Annotated in this window: 19 protein-coding genes; 13 read left to right on the top strand and 6 right to left on the bottom strand. The window is 73.1% G+C overall.

Going from position 1 to position 18413, the window contains the following annotated elements; translation table 11 throughout:
- Positions 1 to 97: 97 nt before the first annotated feature.
- From argC to ACFYNX_RS22760, 5 genes are all read left to right on the top strand, one after another.
- The gene (gene argC, locus ACFYNX_RS22780; protein ID WP_388663640.1) at positions 98 to 1126 is read left to right on the top strand and encodes an N-acetyl-gamma-glutamyl-phosphate reductase; all 1029 of its coding nucleotides are present in this window, start codon (positions 98 to 100) and stop codon (positions 1124 to 1126) included.
- An 88-nt stretch (positions 1127 to 1214) separates the two neighbouring features.
- Positions 1215 to 2381 carry a bifunctional glutamate N-acetyltransferase/amino-acid acetyltransferase ArgJ gene (gene argJ, locus ACFYNX_RS22775; RefSeq protein WP_365539951.1) on the top strand — a complete coding sequence of 389 codons (1167 nt, stop codon included), beginning with the start codon at positions 1215 to 1217 and terminating at the stop codon, positions 2379 to 2381.
- Complete coding sequence (gene argB / locus ACFYNX_RS22770; RefSeq protein ID WP_365539950.1) at positions 2378 to 3289, top strand: acetylglutamate kinase; 912 nt, start codon at positions 2378 to 2380, stop codon at positions 3287 to 3289. Before argJ ends, argB begins: the two co-directional genes overlap by 4 nt.
- Positions 3290 to 3303: 14 nt before the next feature.
- Complete coding sequence (locus tag ACFYNX_RS22765) at positions 3304 to 4506, top strand: acetylornithine transaminase (protein WP_388663926.1); 1203 nt, start codon at positions 3304 to 3306, stop codon at positions 4504 to 4506.
- 7 nt (positions 4507 to 4513) lie between these two features.
- Complete coding sequence (locus ACFYNX_RS22760) at positions 4514 to 5044, top strand: arginine repressor (RefSeq protein ID WP_030214728.1); 531 nt, start codon at positions 4514 to 4516, stop codon at positions 5042 to 5044.
- Positions 5045 to 5054: 10 nt separating this feature from the next.
- On the opposite strand, the gene ACFYNX_RS22755 is transcribed toward ACFYNX_RS22760, so the two are convergent.
- The 3 genes from ACFYNX_RS22755 to ACFYNX_RS22745 are packed head-to-tail and all read right to left on the bottom strand — an operon-like array spanning position 5055 to position 7773.
- On the bottom strand, positions 5055 to 5759 hold the full coding sequence (locus tag ACFYNX_RS22755; protein ID WP_388663636.1) for a L,D-transpeptidase: 705 nt from the start codon (positions 5757 to 5759) through the stop codon (positions 5055 to 5057).
- A gap of 56 nt (positions 5760 to 5815) precedes the next feature.
- Entirely contained in the window at positions 5816 to 6424 is a 609-nt protein-coding gene (locus ACFYNX_RS22750; RefSeq protein WP_365539948.1) for a pyridoxamine 5'-phosphate oxidase family protein, read from the bottom strand.
- Positions 6425 to 6447: 23 nt separating this feature from the next.
- The gene (locus tag ACFYNX_RS22745) at positions 6448 to 7773 is read right to left on the bottom strand and encodes a hypothetical protein (protein WP_388663634.1); all 1326 of its coding nucleotides are present in this window, start codon (positions 7771 to 7773) and stop codon (positions 6448 to 6450) included.
- A gap of 185 nt (positions 7774 to 7958) precedes the next feature.
- On the opposite strand from ACFYNX_RS22745, the gene argH reads away from it, so the two are divergent.
- From argH to ACFYNX_RS22730, 3 genes are all read left to right on the top strand, one after another.
- On the top strand, positions 7959 to 9386 hold the full coding sequence (gene argH, locus ACFYNX_RS22740; RefSeq protein WP_365539946.1) for an argininosuccinate lyase: 1428 nt from the start codon (positions 7959 to 7961) through the stop codon (positions 9384 to 9386).
- A 228-nt stretch (positions 9387 to 9614) separates the two neighbouring features.
- The gene (locus tag ACFYNX_RS22735; protein WP_365539945.1) at positions 9615 to 10166 is read left to right on the top strand and encodes a helix-turn-helix domain-containing protein; all 552 of its coding nucleotides are present in this window, start codon (positions 9615 to 9617) and stop codon (positions 10164 to 10166) included.
- Positions 10163 to 11707, top strand: coding sequence for an MFS transporter (locus tag ACFYNX_RS22730; RefSeq protein WP_365539944.1), 1545 nt, complete (start codon positions 10163 to 10165; stop codon positions 11705 to 11707). Before ACFYNX_RS22735 ends, ACFYNX_RS22730 begins: the two co-directional genes overlap by 4 nt.
- 75 nt (positions 11708 to 11782) lie before the next feature.
- Here the strand turns inward: ACFYNX_RS22730 and ACFYNX_RS22725 are convergent, their stop codons facing one another.
- Positions 11783 to 12454, bottom strand: a complete 672-nt coding sequence (locus tag ACFYNX_RS22725) for a 1-acyl-sn-glycerol-3-phosphate acyltransferase (protein WP_125665922.1) — start codon at positions 12452 to 12454, stop codon at positions 11783 to 11785.
- A gap of 241 nt (positions 12455 to 12695) precedes the next feature.
- On the opposite strand from ACFYNX_RS22725, the gene ACFYNX_RS22720 reads away from it, so the two are divergent.
- The 3 genes from ACFYNX_RS22720 to ACFYNX_RS22710 all read left to right on the top strand — a co-directional run bounded on the left by ACFYNX_RS22720 (position 12696) and on the right by ACFYNX_RS22710 (position 15210).
- Positions 12696 to 13883 (top strand): glycerophosphodiester phosphodiesterase, encoded by a 1188-nt coding sequence (locus tag ACFYNX_RS22720; RefSeq protein WP_365539943.1) that lies wholly within the window; start codon positions 12696 to 12698, stop codon positions 13881 to 13883.
- A gap of 109 nt (positions 13884 to 13992) precedes the next feature.
- The gene (locus ACFYNX_RS22715; protein WP_388663630.1) at positions 13993 to 14688 is read left to right on the top strand and encodes a sigma-70 family RNA polymerase sigma factor; all 696 of its coding nucleotides are present in this window, start codon (positions 13993 to 13995) and stop codon (positions 14686 to 14688) included.
- Between the two features lie 36 nt (positions 14689 to 14724).
- Positions 14725 to 15210 (top strand): GNAT family N-acetyltransferase, encoded by a 486-nt coding sequence (locus ACFYNX_RS22710; protein WP_365539941.1) that lies wholly within the window; start codon positions 14725 to 14727, stop codon positions 15208 to 15210.
- 10 nt (positions 15211 to 15220) lie between these two features.
- Here the strand turns inward: ACFYNX_RS22710 and ACFYNX_RS22705 are convergent, their stop codons facing one another.
- Both ACFYNX_RS22705 and ACFYNX_RS22700 read right to left on the bottom strand, forming a co-directional pair.
- Entirely contained in the window at positions 15221 to 15628 is a 408-nt protein-coding gene (locus tag ACFYNX_RS22705) for a hypothetical protein (RefSeq protein WP_125665930.1), read from the bottom strand.
- Positions 15629 to 15630: 2 nt separating this feature from the next.
- Entirely contained in the window at positions 15631 to 15993 is a 363-nt protein-coding gene (locus ACFYNX_RS22700; protein ID WP_365539939.1) for a hypothetical protein, read from the bottom strand.
- A gap of 604 nt (positions 15994 to 16597) precedes the next feature.
- Here ACFYNX_RS22700 and ACFYNX_RS22695 point away from each other — a divergent pair.
- Positions 16598 to 17680, top strand: coding sequence for a methionine ABC transporter ATP-binding protein (locus tag ACFYNX_RS22695; RefSeq protein WP_388663627.1), 1083 nt, complete (start codon positions 16598 to 16600; stop codon positions 17678 to 17680).
- Positions 17677 to 18345 (top strand): methionine ABC transporter permease, encoded by a 669-nt coding sequence (locus ACFYNX_RS22690; protein WP_125668062.1) that lies wholly within the window; start codon positions 17677 to 17679, stop codon positions 18343 to 18345. The genes ACFYNX_RS22695 and ACFYNX_RS22690 overlap by 4 nt, the downstream gene beginning before the upstream one ends.
- Positions 18346 to 18413: the final 68 nt, after the last annotated feature.

Raw genomic sequence — 18413 nt, 5'->3', positions numbered from 1 at the left:
AGCGGGGCCGCGTGAGGTGTGGTCGGCGGCCCCTCGCGACTCGTTGCATAAAACTGCAAGCCTGCGTATAGTCATGCCATCCATGAGGAGGGTTTCGATGACGGTACGAGTAGCGGTGGCGGGTGCGAGCGGATACGCGGGCGGAGAGCTCCTGCGCCTGCTCCTGGCGCACCCCCACGTCGAGATCGGGGCCCTGACCGGCCACTCCAACGCCGGTCAGCGACTCGGGGCCCTCCAGCCCCACCTGCTCCCGCTCGCCGACCGCGTCCTCGTGCCCACCGCCGCCGAGGAGCTCGCCGGGCACGACGTCGTCTTCCTCGCGCTGCCGCACGGCCAGTCCGCCGCCGTCGCCGAGCAGCTCGGCCCGGACGTCCTCGTCGTCGACATGGGCGCCGACTTCCGCCTCGAGGACCCCGCCGACTGGGAGACGTACTACGGCTCCCCGCACGCCGGAACCTGGCCCTACGGCCTCCCCGAACTGCCGGGCGCCCGTGCCGCGCTCCAAGGGTCCAGGCGCGTCGCGGTGCCCGGCTGCTACCCCACCGCCGTCTCGCTCGCGCTCTTCCCGGCGTACGCGGACGGCCTCGCCGAGCCCGAGGCCGTGATCGTCGCCGCCTCCGGGACCTCCGGCGCCGGCAAGGCGGCCAAGCCGCACCTGCTCGGCAGCGAGGTCATGGGCAGCATGTCCCCGTACGGCGTCGGCGGCGGCCACCGCCACACCCCCGAGATGATCCAGAACCTCAGCGGACCGGCGGGGGAGCGGGTCACCGTCTCCTTCACCCCCACCCTGGCCCCGATGCCCCGCGGCATCCTCGCCACCTGCACGGCCGCCGCGAAGCCGGGCGTCACCGCCGAGGCCGTGCGCACCGCGTACGAGAAGGCCTTCGCGGACGAGCCGTTCGTCCACCTGCTCCCCGAGGGGCAGTGGCCGGCGACCGCGTCCGTCTACGGCTCCAACGCCGTCCAGGTCCAGGTCGCGTACGACCCCGGCGCCCGCCGGATCATCGCGATCAGCGCCATCGACAACCTCACCAAGGGCACCGCCGGCGGCGCGGTGCAGAGCATGAACATCGCCCTCGGCCTCCCCGAGAGCACCGGACTTTCCACGATCGGAGTCGCTCCGTGAGCGACGCACGCGCAGCCACCGGTCTGCAGATGACGACGAAGCCCGCACCTCTGCGCTGCGCGGGCGGAGAAGCGAACGGAGAAGAACAGTGAGCGTCACCGCAGCGAAGGGATTCACGGCGGCGGGCATCGCCGCCGGGATCAAGCAGAACGGCAACCCGGACCTGGCCCTCGTGGTCAACACCGGGCCCCGCCGCGCCGCCGCGGGAGTCTTCACCTCCAACCGCGTCAAGGCCGCCCCCGTCGTCTGGTCCCAGCAGGTCCTCGCCGACGGCGAGCTGACCGCCGTCGTCCTCAACTCCGGCGGTGCCAACGCCTGCACCGGCCCCCGGGGCTTCCAGGACACCCACGCCACCGCCGAGAAGGTCGCCGAGGTCCTCTCCGCGAAGGGCGGGGAGGTCGGCGCCGGCGAGGTCGCCGTCGCCTCCACCGGCCTCATCGGCGTCCTGCTCCCCATGGACAAGCTGCTCCCCGGCGTCGAGAAGGCCGCGGCCGAACTCTCCGAGCACGGCGGCGAGAAGGCCGCCATCGCCATCAAGACCACCGACACCGTCCACAAGACCGCCGTGGTCACCCGGGGCGACTGGACGGTCGGCGGCATGGCCAAGGGCGCCGGCATGCTCGCCCCCGGCCTCGCCACCATGCTCGTCGTCCTCACCACCGACGCCGACGTGGACGCCGAGGCCCTCGACGACGCCCTCCGGGGCGCCACCCGCGTCACCTTCGACCGGGTCGACTCCGACGGCTGCATGTCCACCAACGACACCGTCCTGCTCCTCGCCTCCGGCGCCTCCGGGACCACCCCAGGCCAGGAGGAGTTCACCGGAGCCGTACGGGCCGTCTGCGACGACCTCGCCCGCCAGCTCATCGGCGACGCCGAGGGCGCCAGCAAGGACATCCGCATCGAGGTGGTCAACGCCGCGACCGAGGACGACGCCGTCGAGGTGGGCCGCTCCATCGCCCGCAACAACCTCCTCAAGTGCGCCCTCCACGGCGAGGACCCCAACTGGGGCCGCGTGCTCTCCGCCATCGGCACCACGGCGGCCGCCTTCGAGCCCGACGAACTCAACGTGGCCATCAACGGCGTCTGGGTCTGCAAGAACGGCTCCGTGGGCGAGGACCGCGACCTCGTCGACATGCGCTACCGGGAGGTCACCATCACCGCCGACCTCGCCGCCGGCTCCGAGTCCGCCGTCATCTGGGCCAACGACCTCACCGCGGACTACGTCCACGAGAACAGCGCGTACTCGTCGTGACCGGCGCCACGCGGAAGCACACCGCGCTCCCCAAGGCCCAGATCCTCATCGAGGCGCTGCCCTGGCTCACCCGGCACCACGGCAAGACCGTCGTGGTGAAGTTCGGCGGCAACGCCATGATCGACGACGACCTCAAGGCCGCCTTCGCCCAGGACGTCGTCTTCCTGCGCCACGCGGGCCTGCGGCCGGTCGTGGTGCACGGCGGCGGCCCCCAGATCAACGCCGCCCTCGACCGGCACGGCCTGGTCAGCGAGTTCAAGGCCGGGCTCCGGGTCACCACCCCCGAGGCGATGGACGTCGTGCGGATGGTGCTCGCCGGACAGGTCCAGCGCGAGCTGGTCGGACTGCTCAACCAGCACGGCCCGTTCGCCGTCGGCATGACCGGTGAGGACGCCCGCACGATCACCGCCACCCAGCACCGGCCGGTCATCGAGGGCGAGCAGGTCGACATCGGCCGGGTCGGCGAGATCACCGCCATCGAGACCGGCGCCATCGAAGCCCTCCTGGAGGACGGCCGGATCCCGGTCGTCTCCTCCATCGCACGCTCCCAGGACGACGGACATGTCTACAACGTCAATGCTGATACGGCGGCTGCGGCACTCGCTGCGGCGCTGGGTGCCGAGACCCTGATGGTCCTGACCGACGTCGAGGGCCTCTACGAGGACTGGCCGAACAGCGACGAGGTCATCAGCCGGCTCACCGCGAGCCAGTTGGAGAAGCTGCTGCCCGAGCTCTCCAGCGGCATGGTCCCCAAGATGGAGGGCTGCCTGCACGCCGTGCGGAACGGGGTCACCACGGCCCGCGTGATCGACGGCCGCGTGCCGCACGCGATCCTCCTGGAGATCTTCACCGACGAGGGCATCGGCACGATGGTCGTCGCGGACGACCGGAACGGACGGGAACACTGATGACGGGGGAACCGATGAGCGGCACCGGCAACACGGAGCTGACCCGGCGGTGGCAGGGCTCGCTCATGAACAACTACGGCACGCCCCGGCTGCCCCTCGTCCGCGGCGAGGGCGCCCGGGTCTGGGACGCCGACGGCAAGGAGTACCTGGACCTCGTCGGCGGCATCGCCGTCAACGCCCTCGGCCACGCCCACCCGGCGGTCGTCGAGGCCGTCACCCGCCAGGTCGGCACCCTCGGCCACGTCTCCAACCTCTTCGTCGCCGAACCGCCCGTCGCCCTCGCCGAGCGGCTCCTCGGCCTCTTCGGCCGGCCCGGCAGGGTCTTCTTCTGCAACTCGGGCGCCGAGGCCGTCGAGGGCGCCTTCAAGCTCGGCCGGCTCACCGGCCGCCCCCGCATGGTCGCCACGCACGGCGGCTTCCACGGCCGGACCATGGGCTCCCTCGCCCTCACCGGCCAGCCCGCCAAGCAGACCCCCTTCCTGCCGCTGCCCGGCGACGTCACCCACGTGCCGTACGGCGACGCCGAGGCGCTGCGGGCCGCGGTCACCGAGGACACCGCCCTGGTGATCATCGAGCCGATCCAGGGCGAGAACGGCGTCGTCGTCCCGCCCCCCGGCTACCTGAAGGCGGCCCGGGAGATCACCCGCGCCACCGGCACCCTGCTCGTCCTCGACGAGGTCCAGACCGGCATCGGCCGCTGCGGCCACTGGTTCGCGGCCCAGGCGGAAGGCGTCGAGGCGGACGTCGTGACCCTCGCCAAGGGCCTCGGCGGCGGCCTCCCGATCGGCGCGACCGTCGCCTTCGGCCCGGCCGCGGACCTCTTCGGCCCCGGCCACCACGGCACCACCTTCGGCGGCAACCCGGTCGCCTGCGCCGCCGGACTCGCCGTCCTGGACACCCTCGCCGCCGACGCGGCCCTCGACCACGTGAAGGCGGTCGGGGAGCGGCTGCGGCAGGGAATCGAGGCCCTGGGCCACCCGCTGGTCTCCCACGTCCGTGGTGCGGGCCTCCTGCTGGGTATCGTGCTCACGGAGTCCCTCGCGCCCCAGGTGCAGCAGGCGGCTCAGGACGCCGGCCTCCTGGTGAACGCGCCCGCCCCCGATGTCGTACGGATCATGCCTTCGCTGCTCCTCGCCGACGCCGAGGCGGACGCCTTCGTCCGGGCGCTGCCCGGGGTCCTCGACGTGGTGAACGGGCAAGGACGAAGCGGAGAATGAGACGACGATGACCGACGCGCAGGAGAACGAGCACGGAGGGCCGTCCGTTCCGCAGACCCGCACCGCACGCCACCGCAGGATCGTCGACATCCTCAACCGGCAGCCGGTGCGCTCGCAGAGCCAGCTCGCCAAGCTCCTCGCGGACGACGGCCTGAGCGTCACGCAGGCGACGCTCTCCCGCGACCTCGACGAGCTGGGCGCGGTGAAGATCCGCAACACCGGCGGGGAGCTGATCTACGCGGTCCCCAGCGAGGGCGGCTTCCGCACCCCGCAGGCCCCGCTCGGCGAGTCCGCCAAGGAGGAGCGCATGCGGCGCCTCTCCGGCGAACTGCTGATCTCCGCCGAGGCCTCCGCGAACCTGGTGGTCCTGCGGACCCCGCCGGGCGCCGCCCAGTTCCTCGCGTCGGCCATCGACCAGGCCGAACTGCACGCCATCCTCGGTACGATCGCGGGCGACGACACCCTCCTGCTGATCAGCCGCGACCCGGTGGGCGGCCAGGCCCTGGCGGACCACCTCCTGAAGCTGGCCCAGAAGTGAGTCCGGGGGCTCAGTAGCGCGTGATCGCCGTCGGACCGCCCCGTGTTCCGACGGCGATGTGCGGCCGCCGGGCCGGATCGGCCCAGGCGAGGACCGCGCGCATGGCGTCCGCCGGCACGGAGACGCAGCCGGCCGTCGCCCCGCTCCCGTTCACGTGCAGGAAGATCCCGGCCCCGCGCCCGCGCACCGGACGCCGGTAGTTGAAGCCGATGACGAGGGCGTGCGCGTACTGCGTGCGGTACGAGGCGAGGTGCTCGGCCTCGTCGGCCCGGCAGTCGTCGGGCAGCCCCTCCACCCAGCGGTTGTACGCGCGGGAGCCGTTGTCCTGGCACCACCAGGAGTCCTCGGTGACCCGGGCGTACCGGTAGGCGGTCCCGGGCGGCGGGGGCTCGTTCCCGAAGGCGTACGGAAGCCGGTGGAGGCCGGTGGGGGTGGTGTTCGTCCCCTGCCGCCGCTCCTTCCCCTCGACGAGGCCGCCGGCGCCGAACCGCGCGGGCGCGGACCCGGCCCGCACCCATCGCCCGCCCCGCCGGTCCCACCAGGTGAGCGTGCCCGTGGTGGCGCCGGTGTCGGCGGCCTCGGCGGTGATCAGTTGCGAGCCGCCCCCGGTGTCGGCCATCAGCGCGGGCAGCGGTACGGAGGCGGAGGCGGGCGCCGGGGGCGCGGCGGCGCCCAGGGAGAGCAGGGCGGCGCCGAGGACGAGGAGGGTGCGCATGGGCGCGAGGCTAGGCCCGCGGCCCGGACCGCGCCCGCCGGGGAACCCGTACGGGTCTACCCGGCCGCGCCGGCGGGCATCGGCGGCAGCGGCAGCGGGAGCGCGGGCAGCCCGTCCAGGCTGTGCGCGAGGTGCTCCTTGCCCTCGCAGTACGCGTTGAACTCCTCGTCCGTCTTCCGGTTGAAGTACTCGGCGTGCAGCGTCCGTTCCTCCCGGTACTCCATCAGCGGGACGGCGAACCCGCAGGCGTCCCTGATCAGCCGCGCCCGCACCACGACGATCGCCCGGGCGCTGCCCTGTCCCTCCACGGCCTCGGCCGGGAACCGGGCGAACAGCTCGCCCCAGCGGGGATCGTCCCGGAACACCGCCTCCCCGGTCCCGTGCACCCGCACCACCGTCGGCGGCCCCGCGAACGCGGTCCACATCAGGGTGATCCGCCCGTTGCCCGGCTCCCGCAGGTGCGCGATCGTCTCGGCGCCGCTGCCGCCGAAGTCCACGTAGGCGAGGGTCAGTTCGTCGAGCACCACGAGGGTGCCGCGCCGCCCCTTGGGGGAGAGGTTGACGTGCCCGTCACCGGTCAGGGGAGCGGTGGCGGTGAAGAACACCGGCTGCTCCTCGATGAAGGCGCGCAACCGTCCGTCGATGCGTTCGTATGTCTTTCCCATGACCCGCATTCTTCCCGGCCCGGTCACCCGGAGCGATCCTTTGGCAAGTCCCTTGCGAAAGAAGGCGCTTCTCCCCGCGCCCGGCGCGCCCGGTCCCGCACCACCGGGTCCGGGTCGCCGACGAGCACCCGGACGGCCTCCCGGAACGGCGCACCCCCGGCCTCGGCGAGCAACCGCAGCGCACCCCGCCGGACGTGCGGGGCGGGGGCGGTGGTCGCGCGCCGGAGGAGCTCGTCGGCCGGGAGCCGGTCGGCCCACGGCAGCAGGGCCGTCACGGCCTCCCGCACGACCCGCGCCGAACCGTCGTCGAGCAGGGGGACGAGGGGACCGACCCGTACGGCGTCGAGCCGGCGCAGCCCCGCCACGGCGCCCGCCCGCACACGGGGCCGCCCGTGGCGCGCCAGCGCCCACAGGGCCGGGGTGTCCACGGCCCGGTCGCCGCACTCGGCGAGTCCGAGCGGGGCTTCGTCGGGCACCCCGGCCCCGGCGGCGCAGCCCGCTCGGTAGAGCGGCAGCGGGTCCGTGCCCGCCTGCCGCAGCACCCAGCGGGCACAGGCGCGCACCAGCGCGGAGCGGTCGTACAGGAACGGCTCGGCCTCGGCGGCCCGCCCCGTCCGGCGCAGTCCCGTGACCCCGGCGGCCCGCACCCGCCCCTGCCGGGAGCGCAGGAGCGGAGCGAGAAGGGCCCCGCCGTTCCCGTCGGTCTCGCCGTCCCCGACCGCCGCGAGCACCGCGTTCGCGCAGAGGTCCTGGACGACCGCGTCGGGGTCGGTGGCGGCGGTCTCCGCGAGCTGTGCGGGGGAGAGGAGGCCGCGCTCCACGCCGGCCCGGTGGGCGAGCCGCCGGACGGCCCGGTCCCCGCTCGCGAACAGGGCGGTCACCCGGTCCTCGGACCCTTCGTGAAGGGCTCCGGCCAGCAGGTCCCGCGCGGCGTCCCCGCGCAGCCGGCCCGCGATCCGCAGGGCGACCGCCAGGAGGACGCCGAACGCCCCGGGCGACAGCCCCGGCAGCTCCGCGCGCAGCACGGCCCGCGCCCGCTCCCGTACGGGCCCGGCCCAGTCGGCGCACCGGACGACGACCAGGGGGAGGAGCTCGGGGAAGCCGCGCACGGCGAAGAGGGCGGCCCCCCGTACCCGCCCGTCCGGACCGCACAGGGCGACGGCCGTCTCGGCGGCGGTGGGCCGCCGGCCCGGGGCGCCGGGGAACCAGGTCTGGGCGGGCGGGACGAGCGAGCCCCACCGCAGCACGGCCCGGGCGTTCTCGTCGAAGTCGGTCCACGCGCCCGCGTCGGTCTCCGTCAGGGCCCGGGCGAGCTGGTCGGCGAGGTCGTCGAAAGCGCTGGTCGGCATGGGTGGAGCCTAGGACCGTGGGGCCGGGGGCGCCGCCGAATATCGGGCCCGGGGCGCACCCGCCGCCCTGCGTTGACAAAGCATACGGAGGATTGCATAGTTATGCCATCGTCTTCCTCTGCCCCGTCGCGAGGTCCGGGGCCGGGAAGGCGGCGGTACACCCACCCTCCCGAGGAGCAGAAGCTGTGAGCAGCAACAACGGTGACGTACGGCTCTGGGGCGGACGGTTCGCCGACGGTCCCGCCGAGGCCCTGGCGAAGCTGTCCGCGTCGGTCCACTTCGACTGGCGTCTCGCCCCGTACGACATCGCCGGATCCCGCGCCCACGCGCGCGTGCTGCACGCGGCGGGCCTGCTCACCCAGGACGAGCTGACCCGCATGCTGGCCGGGCTCGACCGGCTGGAGGCGGACGTCGCCGACGGCTCCTTCGTCGGCACGATCGCCGACGAGGACGTCCACACCGCCCTGGAGCGGGGCCTCCTGGAGCGCCTCGGCCCGGACCTCGGCGGCAAGCTGCGCGCCGGCCGGTCCCGGAACGACCAGGTCGCCACCCTCTTCCGGATGTACCTGCGCGACCACGCCCGGATCATCGGCGGTCTCCTCGCCGAGCTCCAGGACGCCCTCGTCGGCCTCGCCGAGGCGCACGCGGACGTCGCCATGCCCGGCCGCACCCACCTCCAGCACGCCCAGCCGGTGCTCTTCGCCCACCACGTCCTGGCCCACGTCCAGTCCCTCTCCCGGGACGCCGAGCGGCTGCGGCAGTGGGACACCCGGACGGCGGTCTCCCCGTACGGCTCCGGCGCCCTCGCCGGCTCCTCCCTCGGCCTCGACCCGGAGGCGGTCGCGAAGGACCTCGGCTTCGAGAAGGGCAGCGCGGGCAACTCGATCGACGGCACGGCCTCCCGGGACTTCGCCGCCGAGTTCGCCTTCATCACCGCGATGATCGGGGTGAACCTCTCCCGGATCGCGGAGGAGGTCATCATCTGGAACACGAAGGAGTTCTCCTTCGTGACCCTCCACGACGCCTTCTCCACCGGCTCGTCGATCATGCCGCAGAAGAAGAACCCCGACATCGCGGAGCTCGCCCGGGGCAAGTCCGGCCGCCTCATCGGCAACCTCACCGGCCTGATGGCCACCCTCAAGGCGCTCCCGCTCGCCTACAACCGGGACCTCCAGGAGGACAAGGAGCCGGTCTTCGACTCCTGCGACCAGCTCGAGGTCCTGCTGCCCGCCTTCACCGGCATGATGGCCACGCTCACCGTCCACCGGGAGCGCATGGAAGCCCTCGCCCCGGCCGGCTTCTCGCTGGCGACGGACATCGCGGAGTGGCTGGTCAGGCAGGGCGTGCCGTTCCGGGTGGCGCACGAGGTGGCCGGCGAGTGCGTGAAGGTCGCCGAGTCCGAGGGCAAGGAGCTGGACGAGCTGACGGACGAGCAGTTCGCCAAGATCTCCGAGCACCTCACCCCCGAGGTCCGCACGGTCCTCGATGTTCCCGGCGCCCTCGCCTCCCGCGACGGCCGGGGCGGCACCGCCCCCTCCGCCGTCGCCGTCCAGCTCGTCGAGGTCAAGGCGGACCTGGTGATCCAGCACGCCTGGGCCACCGCCAAGCAGTAGGACGCCAGAGGATCACCGCGCCGCCGCCCACTCCGCGAGCGCGTCGAAGTCCGGCCGGATCGACCCGATCCGCTCGTCGACGCGCGGGAGCGGGGCGGCGGCGCGGTGGTTCCGCTCCATGTACGCGCGGTCGTACGGCGTGACGCCGTCGCCGCCCGCGGTTACCTCTGATGAGGCATCGCTTTATTGAATGAGACACGGATGTCTCATTCGGTGTACTCTTGTCTCATGTCAGTCGATCGCACCCAGGTGCTCCGCGCCGCCGCCGCCCTGCTCACCCGCAAGGCGACCGCCACCATGGACGAGGTCGCCCGCGCCGCCGGGATCGGCCGCGCCACGCTGCACCGGCAGTTCGCCGGGCGCGACGCCCTGGTGCGGGCCCTCGAAGAGCTCGGCCTCCAGGAGCTGGAGGCGGCCCTCGACGCGGCCGCGATCGACGAGGGACCCGAGGACGAGGCCGTACGCCGGCTCGTCTCCGCGGTCGAGCCCGTCGCCCCCCTGCTCTCCTTCCTCGTCACGGAGAACCAGCTCTTCGAGGGCGACCAGCAGAACGAGGGCTGGGCGCGCATCGACGCCCGGATCTCCGCGCTCTTCCGGCGCGGACAGGAGCACGGCGTCTTCCGGATCGACCTGACCCCCGCCTGGCTCACCGAAGCCCTCTACGGGCTCATCGGCTCCGGCGCCTGGGCCGTGCAGGACGGCCGGGTCGCCCCCAAGGACTTCCAGTACATGATCGTCGAGCTGCTGCTCGGCGGAGCGCGCAGGAGCGTGGAGAAGTGACCACCCGTACCCTCAGGACCACGGCCCGTACCGAGGGCGCGCACCGCCCCGGCCGGTGGCTCGCCCTCTCCGTCCTCGTCCTGGCCGTGCTGCTCGTGGCGGTCGACGCCACGGTGCTCGGCCTCGCCACCCCCTTCCTCTCCGAGGACCTCGAACCCACCGGCACCCAGCTCCTCTGGATCGGCGACGTCTACTCCTTCGTCATCGCCGGACTCCTGGTCTCCATGGGCAGCCTCGGCGACCGCATCGGCCGCAAGAAGCTGCTGCTGATCGGCGCCACCGCCTTCGGCGCCGTCTCCGTGCTCAACGCCTACGCGACCAGCCCCGAGACGATGATCGTCGCCCGCGCGCTGCTCGGCGTCGCCGGCGCGACCCTGATGCCGTCCACCCTGGCGCTCATCCGCAACCTCTTCCACGACCCGCGCGAGCGCAGCCTCGCCATCGGCATCTGGGGCGCCATGGCCTCGGCCGGCGCGGCCGTCGGACCGGTCGTCGGCGGCTTCCTCCTGGAGCACTTCTGGTGGGGCTCGGTCTTCCTCATCAACCTGCCCGTCATGGCCGTCCTCGTCCTCGTCGGCATCAAGCTGATCCCCGAGTCGAAGAACCCGGACCCGGGCCCCTGGGACCTGCCCAGCGTCGCGCTCTCCCTCGTCGGCATGATCGGCGTCGTCTACGCGATCAAGGAGCTGGCCTCGCACGGCCCCTCCCTCGACGCGGGCCTCGCCGCCCTCGCCGGCGCCGGCGCGCTCACCTGGTTCGTCCGCAGGCAGCTCACCCTGCCCGCGCCCCTCCTCGACATGCGCCTCTTCCGCCACCGCGGCTTCTCCGGCGCCGTCCTGGCGGACCTGCTGACCATCCTGGGCCTCTCCGGCCTGGTGTTCTTCCTGTCCCAGTTCTTCCAGTTGGTCCAGGGCCGCCAGCCCCTGGAGGCCGGGCTCGCCGAACTGCCCGCCGCGGTCGGCGCGGTCACCGCCGGTCTGGTCGCGGGCGTCGTGGCCCGCCGCTTCTCCGTACGGTCCGTGGTGGCCGGCGGCCTCGCGGCGGTCGGCCTCGCCCTCGCCGTCCTGACCGGCCTCGACCAGCACACCGGCTACCCGCTGCTCGGCTCCGCCCTGCTCGTCGTCGGCGTCGGCGCCGGCTTCTCCTTCACCGTCACCGCCGACGTGATCCTCTCCAGCGTCCCCAAGGAGCAGGCCGGTTCCGCGTCCGCCGTCTCCGAGACCGCGTACGAGCTGGGCGCCGCGCTCGGCATCGCCGTCCTCGGCTCCATCGTGACCGGCGTCTACCGGGGCTTCCCCGTCCCGGCCGGCGTCCCCTCGGACGTCGCGTCGGCCGCCCACGAGTCCCTCGGCGGCGCCGTCGAGGCCTCCGGCGCCCTCGCCCCGCAGACGGCGACGGCCCTCGTCTCGGCCGGCCAGGAGGCCTTCGTCGACGGCCTGCGGATCGCGGCCGGCGTCGGCGCGGCGGTCCTCCTCGCGACGGCGGTCGCGGCCTGGTTCCTGCTCAGGGGCCAGAAGCTGGAGGACGGCGTCGAGCACTGAGACGCCGGTCCGCACACATGAGGGCGCCCCCGTACGGCATGACCCGTACGGGGGCGCCCCCTGTGCGTAAGGGACCTACGCGGCCTTCGCCTTGGTGGCGTACATGTCCACGTACTCCTGCCCGGAGAGCCGCATCACCTCGGCCATCACCGAGTCCGTCACCGCCCGCAGGACGTAGCGGTCGCGGTCCATCCCCTCGTACCGCGAGAACTCCATCGCCTCGCCGAAGCGGACCGTCACCCGGCCCGGCCGCGGGAAGCCCGCCCCGCCCGGCTGGATCTTGTCGGTGCCGATCATCGCGAACGGCACCACCGGCGCGCCCGTCATCAGGGTCAGCCGCGCGATGCCCGTACGCCCCCGGTACAGCCGGCCGTCGGGGGAGCGGGTGCCCTCCGGGTAGATCGAGAAGACCTTGCCCTCCTCCAGGATCCGGCGGCCCGTCATCAGCGCCGCCACACCGCCCCGGCCGCCGTCCCGGTCCACCGGGATCATGCCGACGCTGGTGAAGAACCAGGCCATCGCCCGGCCCTTGAGGCCCTTGCCCGTCACGTACTCGTCCTTGCCGATGAAGTAGACCGGACGGTCCAGGCAGATCGGCATGATCATCGAGTCGATGAAGGTCAGGTGGTTCCCCGCGAGGATCACGGGACCCGTCCCCGGGATGTTCTCGGCGCCCTCCACGCGGGGGCGGAACATCAGGCGCATGGCCGGCCCGAGCACTGCCTTGATGATCGCGAGACGGGACAACGTTTCCTCCGGTGGGAAGCGGGTCGGGCGAAGGCGGCCGCACCGACGGTGCACCCGGCGACGATACTCGCGGGTCACCACCGCGCGCACATCGGGTTCACCGAGTGGATACACAGTGTTGACGCGTGTTTCCGCCATGTTCGGCGCAGGTCTGCCGCCCGTAGGGGCTCCGTGCCTAGCGTCGGGGGCACCGCCGACAGGTGCGGGACATCACACCCCGGTCCACTCAGGAGGATCCCTTATGACCCAGGGCGAACGCCGGACCCCGGCACGGCGGACGGTTCTCGGCGCGGCGGGCGCCACCGTCCTCGGCGCCTCCACGGCCCTCACCGCCGGCACCGCGCAGGCCGCCGCCCCGGCATCACCGGGCGCCGGGGCGAGCGGCGCGCACGGCCGGGGCCGCGGCCACCGCTCCCTCCCCGTCCCCACCGTCATCGGCCACCGCGGCGCGAGCGGCTACCGCCCCGAACACACCCTGGGCTCGTACCGGCTCGCGCTCGACCTGGGCGCCCACGTGATCGAGCAGGACCTCGTCCCCACCCGGGACGGCCACCTGGTCTGCCGCCACGAGAACGACATCACCGGCACCACCGACGTCGCCGACCACCCCGAGTTCGCCTCCCGGAAGACCACCAAGACCGTCGACGGCACCGAGCTCACCGGCTGGTTCACCGAGGACTTCACGCTCGCCGAGCTCAAGACCCTGCGGGCGAAGGAGCGCATCCCGGGCAACCGCCAGGAGAACACCCTCTACGACGGACGCTGGACGGTCCCCACCTTCGAGGAGGTGCTGCGCTGGGCCGACGAGGAGGGCCGCCGCCGGGGCCGCGAGGTCTGGCTGTACGTCGAGACCAAGCACCCCACCTACTTCCGCTCCCTCGGCCTCGGCCTGGAGGAGCGGCTCGCCAGGCTGCTGCGCCGGTACGGACGCCACCGCGCGCACTCCCCGGTCATCCTCCAGTCCTTCGAACCGAGCAGCATCCAGCGCCTGGCGAAGCTGGTCGACGCCCCCGGCGTGGTCCTGCTCTCCGGTGCGGGCAGCCGCCCCTGGGACTTCACCGAGGCCGGGGACCCGCGCACGGTCGCGGACCTGATCACCCCCAAGGGCCTGCGGTGGATCTCCTCGTACGCGAAGGGCATCGGGCCCACGCTCGACCTGGTGATCCCCCGGGACGCGGCCGGGCGGCTCGGCACCCCGACCACCCTGGTCCGCGACGCGCACGCGGCCGGGCTCGTCCTCCACCCGTACACGCACCGCAACGAGAACGCCTTCCTGCCCGCCGAGTTCCGCCGGGGCACCGACCCGAACGCCTACGGCGACTCCTTCGGGGCCCTGAGGAAGTACCTGGAGACGGGCATCGACGGCATCTTCTCCGACAACCCGGACACGGCCCTGCTCGCCGCCGCGGACCTCACCGCCCGCGGCTGACCCGTACCGCACCCCCTCCCGGGAGGGCTCCGGGCCCGCACGCCCCCCTCCCGGGTGGTTTACGTCCCGGACCGCAACCACGCGCGCGTGCCCCGGCATCGTGCGGGGCATGACCGCTCCCGACACCCTCGCCACACCCGCCGCCGCGACCGTCCCCGCGACCGCACCCGCCGTCGCGGCCACGACCGCATCCGCCCCCGCGACCGCCTCCACGTCCTCGTCCTCGTCCTCGTCCTCGTCCTCGTCCTCGTCCTCGTCCCCCTCCTCCGACACCTCGGCGGCCGGCCTCCTCGCCGAACTCGCCCCGCTCCTCGCCGCCGAGTCGGACGCCGAGGCGCCGGCCGCCGGCGTCGACCCCGGAGACCTGGAACAGGCCGTCTGGCTCCGCCTCCTGGAGCGCCTCCGGGAGACCGGCGCCCCCGAGCGACCCGCCGAGTGGCTGCGCCGGGCCGTCCGGGCCGAGGCCCGCCGCGCCCGCAGGACCAGCGACCGGGAACGCCCCTACCGGGACGAGCCCGTCCACGAGCCGGGCGGTGCCGAGCCCCACGGCTCCCCGGAGCACTCCCTGCTCGCCGCCGAGGGCCGCCGCGCCCTGCGCGCCGCCGTCACCCGCACCCCCGGCCGCTGCCCCGGCGTCCTCACCGCGATGCTCGACCCGCAGGACCCCACCTACCGCGAAATCGCAGGAGAGTTGGGTATCTCACAGGGGAGTCTGGGGCCGACGCGTTCCCGTTGCCTGGGATGCCTGCGCAGAATGCTGGCTGCAGAGGTTCCCGCCCCCGGCCGTCGGGGAAGGGTGTGTTGAACCGATGATCGACAGATGAGCGGGAGGCGTGCACACATGGGCCTGAGTGTGACCATCTCAGCAGCGGACGCGCGGGACGCGGAGCACATCCTGAAGCTGCAGTACCTCTGCTACCAGAGCGAGGCGGAGCTCTACGGGGACTGGTCCATCGAACCGCTCACCCAGTCGCTCGACGCCCTGCGCGCCGAACTGGAGGAGGGGCACGGGCTCGTGGCCCGTCTCGGCGACGAGGTCGTCGCCTCCGTGCGGGCCCGCGTCGACGAGGACGGCACCGTACGGATCGCCAAGCTCATCGTCCACCCGCGGATGCGGCGGCACGGCCTCGGCGGCCGGCTCCTGGACGCCATCGAGCGCCACTTCGCCACCGGGGGTCCCGCCCCCTCCGCCAAGCGCTTCCAGCTCTTCACCGGCCACCGCAGCGAGGTCAACCTGCGCCTCTACCGCAGCAAGGGGTACGCGCAGGTCGCCACCCGGGAACTCGGCCCCCGGCTCACCCTGGTGACCCTGGAGAAGGCCGCCTAGGAACAACCCCCTAGACGACCCTGGACCGCCGCAGCCACCAGATCCCGGTCAGCGGCAGCAGCACCGGGATGAAGACGTAGCCGTAGCCGAAGTCCGACCAGACCGTCGCGTCCGGGAAGGCGGACGGCTCGACCAGCGTCCAGGTCCCCACGACCAGCACGCCCGCGAGCTCGGCGGCGCAGCACACCAGCGCCGCCCTGCGGGCCCTCTCCCCGCCCCGTACCAGCGTGTACGTGATGAAGACGTAGACGACGGCCGCCACCGCCGACAGGGAGTACGCGAGCGGCGCCCGGTCGAACTCGGTGGCGATCTGGTAGATCGAGCGGGAGACCGCGCCGACCGACATCACGCCGTACAGCCAGACGAGCAGCATGCCCGGCCCCTTGACCAGGCGGGTCGTTCCCTCGGTCGCGGTCATGGTCAGCCCACCGTCCAGATGTCGTAGAGACGCACTTCGAGCACGGCCAGGACGACCGCGCCGGCCGCCACGGTCGCCGAGCCCCACCGGCTGCGCTCCGCGAGCGACATGAACCCGGCGATCGGCACCGCGCACAGCGCGCCGAGCAGATAGGCGACGAAGATCGTCGTCCCCTCCTCGGCCTTCTCGCCCCGCGCGAGCTGCACGATGCCGACGATCAACTGGACCAGGACCAGGAAGGTCACCACGGCCATGCCGATGAAGTGCCAGTCCTTGGTCGGCCGGTCGCGGAAGGCGGCGAAGCCGCACCAGGCGGCGAGGGCGAGCGCGGCCGCGGAGACCGCGACCGTCAGGGCGTCGAGCATGCGCCCGAGGGTATTACGGTCCGAATGACCCGATGCGCGCGGCCCTCCCCGTGACGCGCGCGGCCCTCCCCGCCGCCTCCCGCCGCCCTCCCTCCGTCGCCCCCCGCCGCCCTCCGCGCCCGCGTGGCCTTGGCCACAGAACAACCCCCGGCGGGCCTCCGCCCGCGCCCGCCGCCCCTCCCGTCCCCGCAGGCCGCGCAAGGGAAAAGAAGTGGAAGGGGAGCCTCCGGGACTGTCCGAATACCGTCTCAATGACGTCCGCTATTCGGACAGCCCCCTTTCGTCCACGACCGTGCGTGCTTTACTTGCAGACATGACCACGACGAGCAGCCGCACCCTTGCGACCGAGGCGATCACGACGCCCGGTGCTCGTTGTATGTGTCGAATGTGCGCCATCTGAGGGCTCCCGCCGATTTTCGCGCCCCGAAGCGAGACCGACGGCCGCGCCGGACCCCCGCCCCACGGCGGCGGACCGTGCCCGCCCCGCGCACCTGCCGACGCCCGGCCACCCGCCGGACCGGTCCCGTGCGCCTGACTGTCCGATGACGAATGCCCCGTGCGTGACGGACCCCGCGTCGCGCACTCGACAGTGACGGAAACCCCTGTGATCACCACTTCGGGCCTGACCAAGGTCTACGAGTCGCGCGGCCGCCAGGTCACCGCTCTGGACGGCGTCGACCTCCACGTCCGCGAGGGCGAGGTGTTCGGCGTGATCGGCCAGAGCGGCGCCGGCAAGTCCTCCCTCATCCGCTGCGTCAACCTCCTGGAGCGCCCCACCTCCGGCACGGTGACCGTCGACGGCGTCGACCTCACCGCCCTCGCCGGGAAGGGCCGTCGCGCGGGCAGGGCCCTGCGCCGGGCGCGCAGCAGCATCGGCATGGTCTTCCAGCACTTCAACCTGCTGTCCTCCCGCACGGTCAAGGACAACGTCGAGCTCCCCCTGGAGATCCTCGGCATATCGGGGGCCGAGCGCTCCCGCCGCGCCCTGGAACTCCTCGACCTCGTCGGCCTCGCCGACAAGGCCAAGGCCTACCCCGCCCAGCTCTCCGGCGGCCAGAAGCAGCGCGTCGGCATCGCCCGCGCCCTCGCCGGCAAGCCCAAGGTCCTCCTCTCCGACGAGGCCACCAGCGCCCTCGACCCGGAGACCACCCGCTCCATCCTCCAGCTCCTGCGCGACCTCAACCAGCAGCTCGGCCTCACCGTCCTGCTCATCACGCACGAGATGGACGTCGTCAAGACCGTCTGCGACTCCGCCGCCCTCATGCAGCACGGGCGCGTCGTCGAGTCCGGCACCGTCGGCGAACTGCTCGCCACCCCCGGCTCCCAGTTGGCCGCCGAGCTCTTCCCGGTCAGCGGCGCCCCCACCGGCCCCGACCGCACGGTCGTCGACGTCACCTTCCACGGCGAGGCCGCGACCCAGCCGGTCATCTCCCAGCTCTCCCGCACGTACAACGTCGACATCTCGATCCTCGGGGCGGCGATGGACACCGTCGGCGGCAAGCAGATCGGCCGGATGCGGATCGAACTGCCCGGACGGTACGAGGAGAACGTCGTCCCGGTCGGCTTCCTGCGCGAGCAGGGCCTCCAGGTCGAGGTCGTGGAAGAAGCCGGGACCACCGAAGAAGCGACCGACCGGGAACCGGTGTCCGGCGCGGCGACCGTACTGGTGAAGGAAGGTGCCAAGTGACCTGGTCCGAGATGCAGCCCCTGCTGGAGCAGGGCACCGTCGACACCCTCTACATGGTCCTGTGGGCCACGTTCGTCACCGTCCTCGGCGGCCTGCCGCTCGGCATCCTCCTCGTCCTCACGGACAAGGGCGGACTGCTCCAGAACCGGCCGGTGAACAAGGTCGTCGGCGCGATCGTGAACGTGGGGCGCTCGCTCCCCTTCATCATCCTGCTGATCGCCCTGATCCCCTTCACCACCTTCGTCGTCGGCACCTTCATCGGCCCGACCGCGATGATCGTGCCGCTCGCCATCGGCGCCATCCCCTTCTTCGCGCGCCTCGTCGAGACCGCGATCCGCGAGGTCGACCACGGACTCGTCGAAGCCGTCCAGGCCATGGGCGGCGGCATCCCCACCATCGTCCGCAAGGTCCTGCTCCCGCAGGCCCTGCCCTCCCTGGTCTCGGGCGTCACCACCACCGTGATCGTGCTCATCGGCTACTCCGCGATGGCCGGCGCGGTCGGCGGCGAAGGCCTCGGCTCCAAGGCCGTCACCTACGGCTACCAGCGCTTCGACACCACCTTCATGCTCGTCACGGTGGTCGTCCTGGTCGTGATCGTGACCGTCGTCCAGCTCATCGGCGACGGAGTCGTCCGACTCCTCGCCCGCCGGGGCCGCACGGCCTGAGGCCGTCCCGCCCCGCCCTCGGCTTCGTCCTTCGAAGAACAGTCCGGACTTGTTGTCCAGACGCATAC

This window comes from Streptomyces sp. NPDC007872 (assembly GCF_042868165.1).
Lineage (GTDB): Bacteria > Actinomycetota > Actinomycetes > Streptomycetales > Streptomycetaceae > Streptomyces.
Note: the sequence above shows the minus strand (reverse complement) of the source record. Positions and strands in the feature narration are given on the sequence as shown.

Bases quoted from the DNA above. Each gene is read 5' to 3' on its own strand.
- ACFYNX_RS22765 (WP_388663926.1), top strand. From the start codon at position 3,304: ATGAGCGGCACCGGCAACACGGAGCTGACCCGGCGGTGGCAGGGCTCG.
- ACFYNX_RS22700 (WP_365539939.1), bottom strand. From the start codon at position 15,993: ATGCTCGACGCCCTGACGGTCGCGGTCTCCGCGGCCGCGCTCGCCCTC.
- ACFYNX_RS22715 (WP_388663630.1), top strand. From the start codon at position 13,993: ATGACCGCTCCCGACACCCTCGCCACACCCGCCGCCGCGACCGTCCCC.
- ACFYNX_RS22735 (WP_365539945.1), top strand. From the start codon at position 9,615: ATGTCAGTCGATCGCACCCAGGTGCTCCGCGCCGCCGCCGCCCTGCTC.
- ACFYNX_RS22720 (WP_365539943.1), top strand. From the start codon at position 12,696: ATGACCCAGGGCGAACGCCGGACCCCGGCACGGCGGACGGTTCTCGGC.
- ACFYNX_RS22755 (WP_388663636.1), bottom strand. From the start codon at position 5,759: ATGCGCACCCTCCTCGTCCTCGGCGCCGCCCTGCTCTCCCTGGGCGCC.
- ACFYNX_RS22705 (WP_125665930.1), bottom strand. From the start codon at position 15,628: ATGACCGCGACCGAGGGAACGACCCGCCTGGTCAAGGGGCCGGGCATG.
- ACFYNX_RS22745 (WP_388663634.1), bottom strand. From the start codon at position 7,773: ATGCCGACCAGCGCTTTCGACGACCTCGCCGACCAGCTCGCCCGGGCC.
- ACFYNX_RS22710 (WP_365539941.1), top strand. From the start codon at position 14,725: ATGGGCCTGAGTGTGACCATCTCAGCAGCGGACGCGCGGGACGCGGAG.
- ACFYNX_RS22760 (WP_030214728.1), top strand. From the start codon at position 4,514: ATGACCGACGCGCAGGAGAACGAGCACGGAGGGCCGTCCGTTCCGCAG.
- ACFYNX_RS22750 (WP_365539948.1), bottom strand. From the start codon at position 6,424: ATGGGAAAGACATACGAACGCATCGACGGACGGTTGCGCGCCTTCATC.
- argC (WP_388663640.1), top strand. From the start codon at position 98: ATGACGGTACGAGTAGCGGTGGCGGGTGCGAGCGGATACGCGGGCGGA.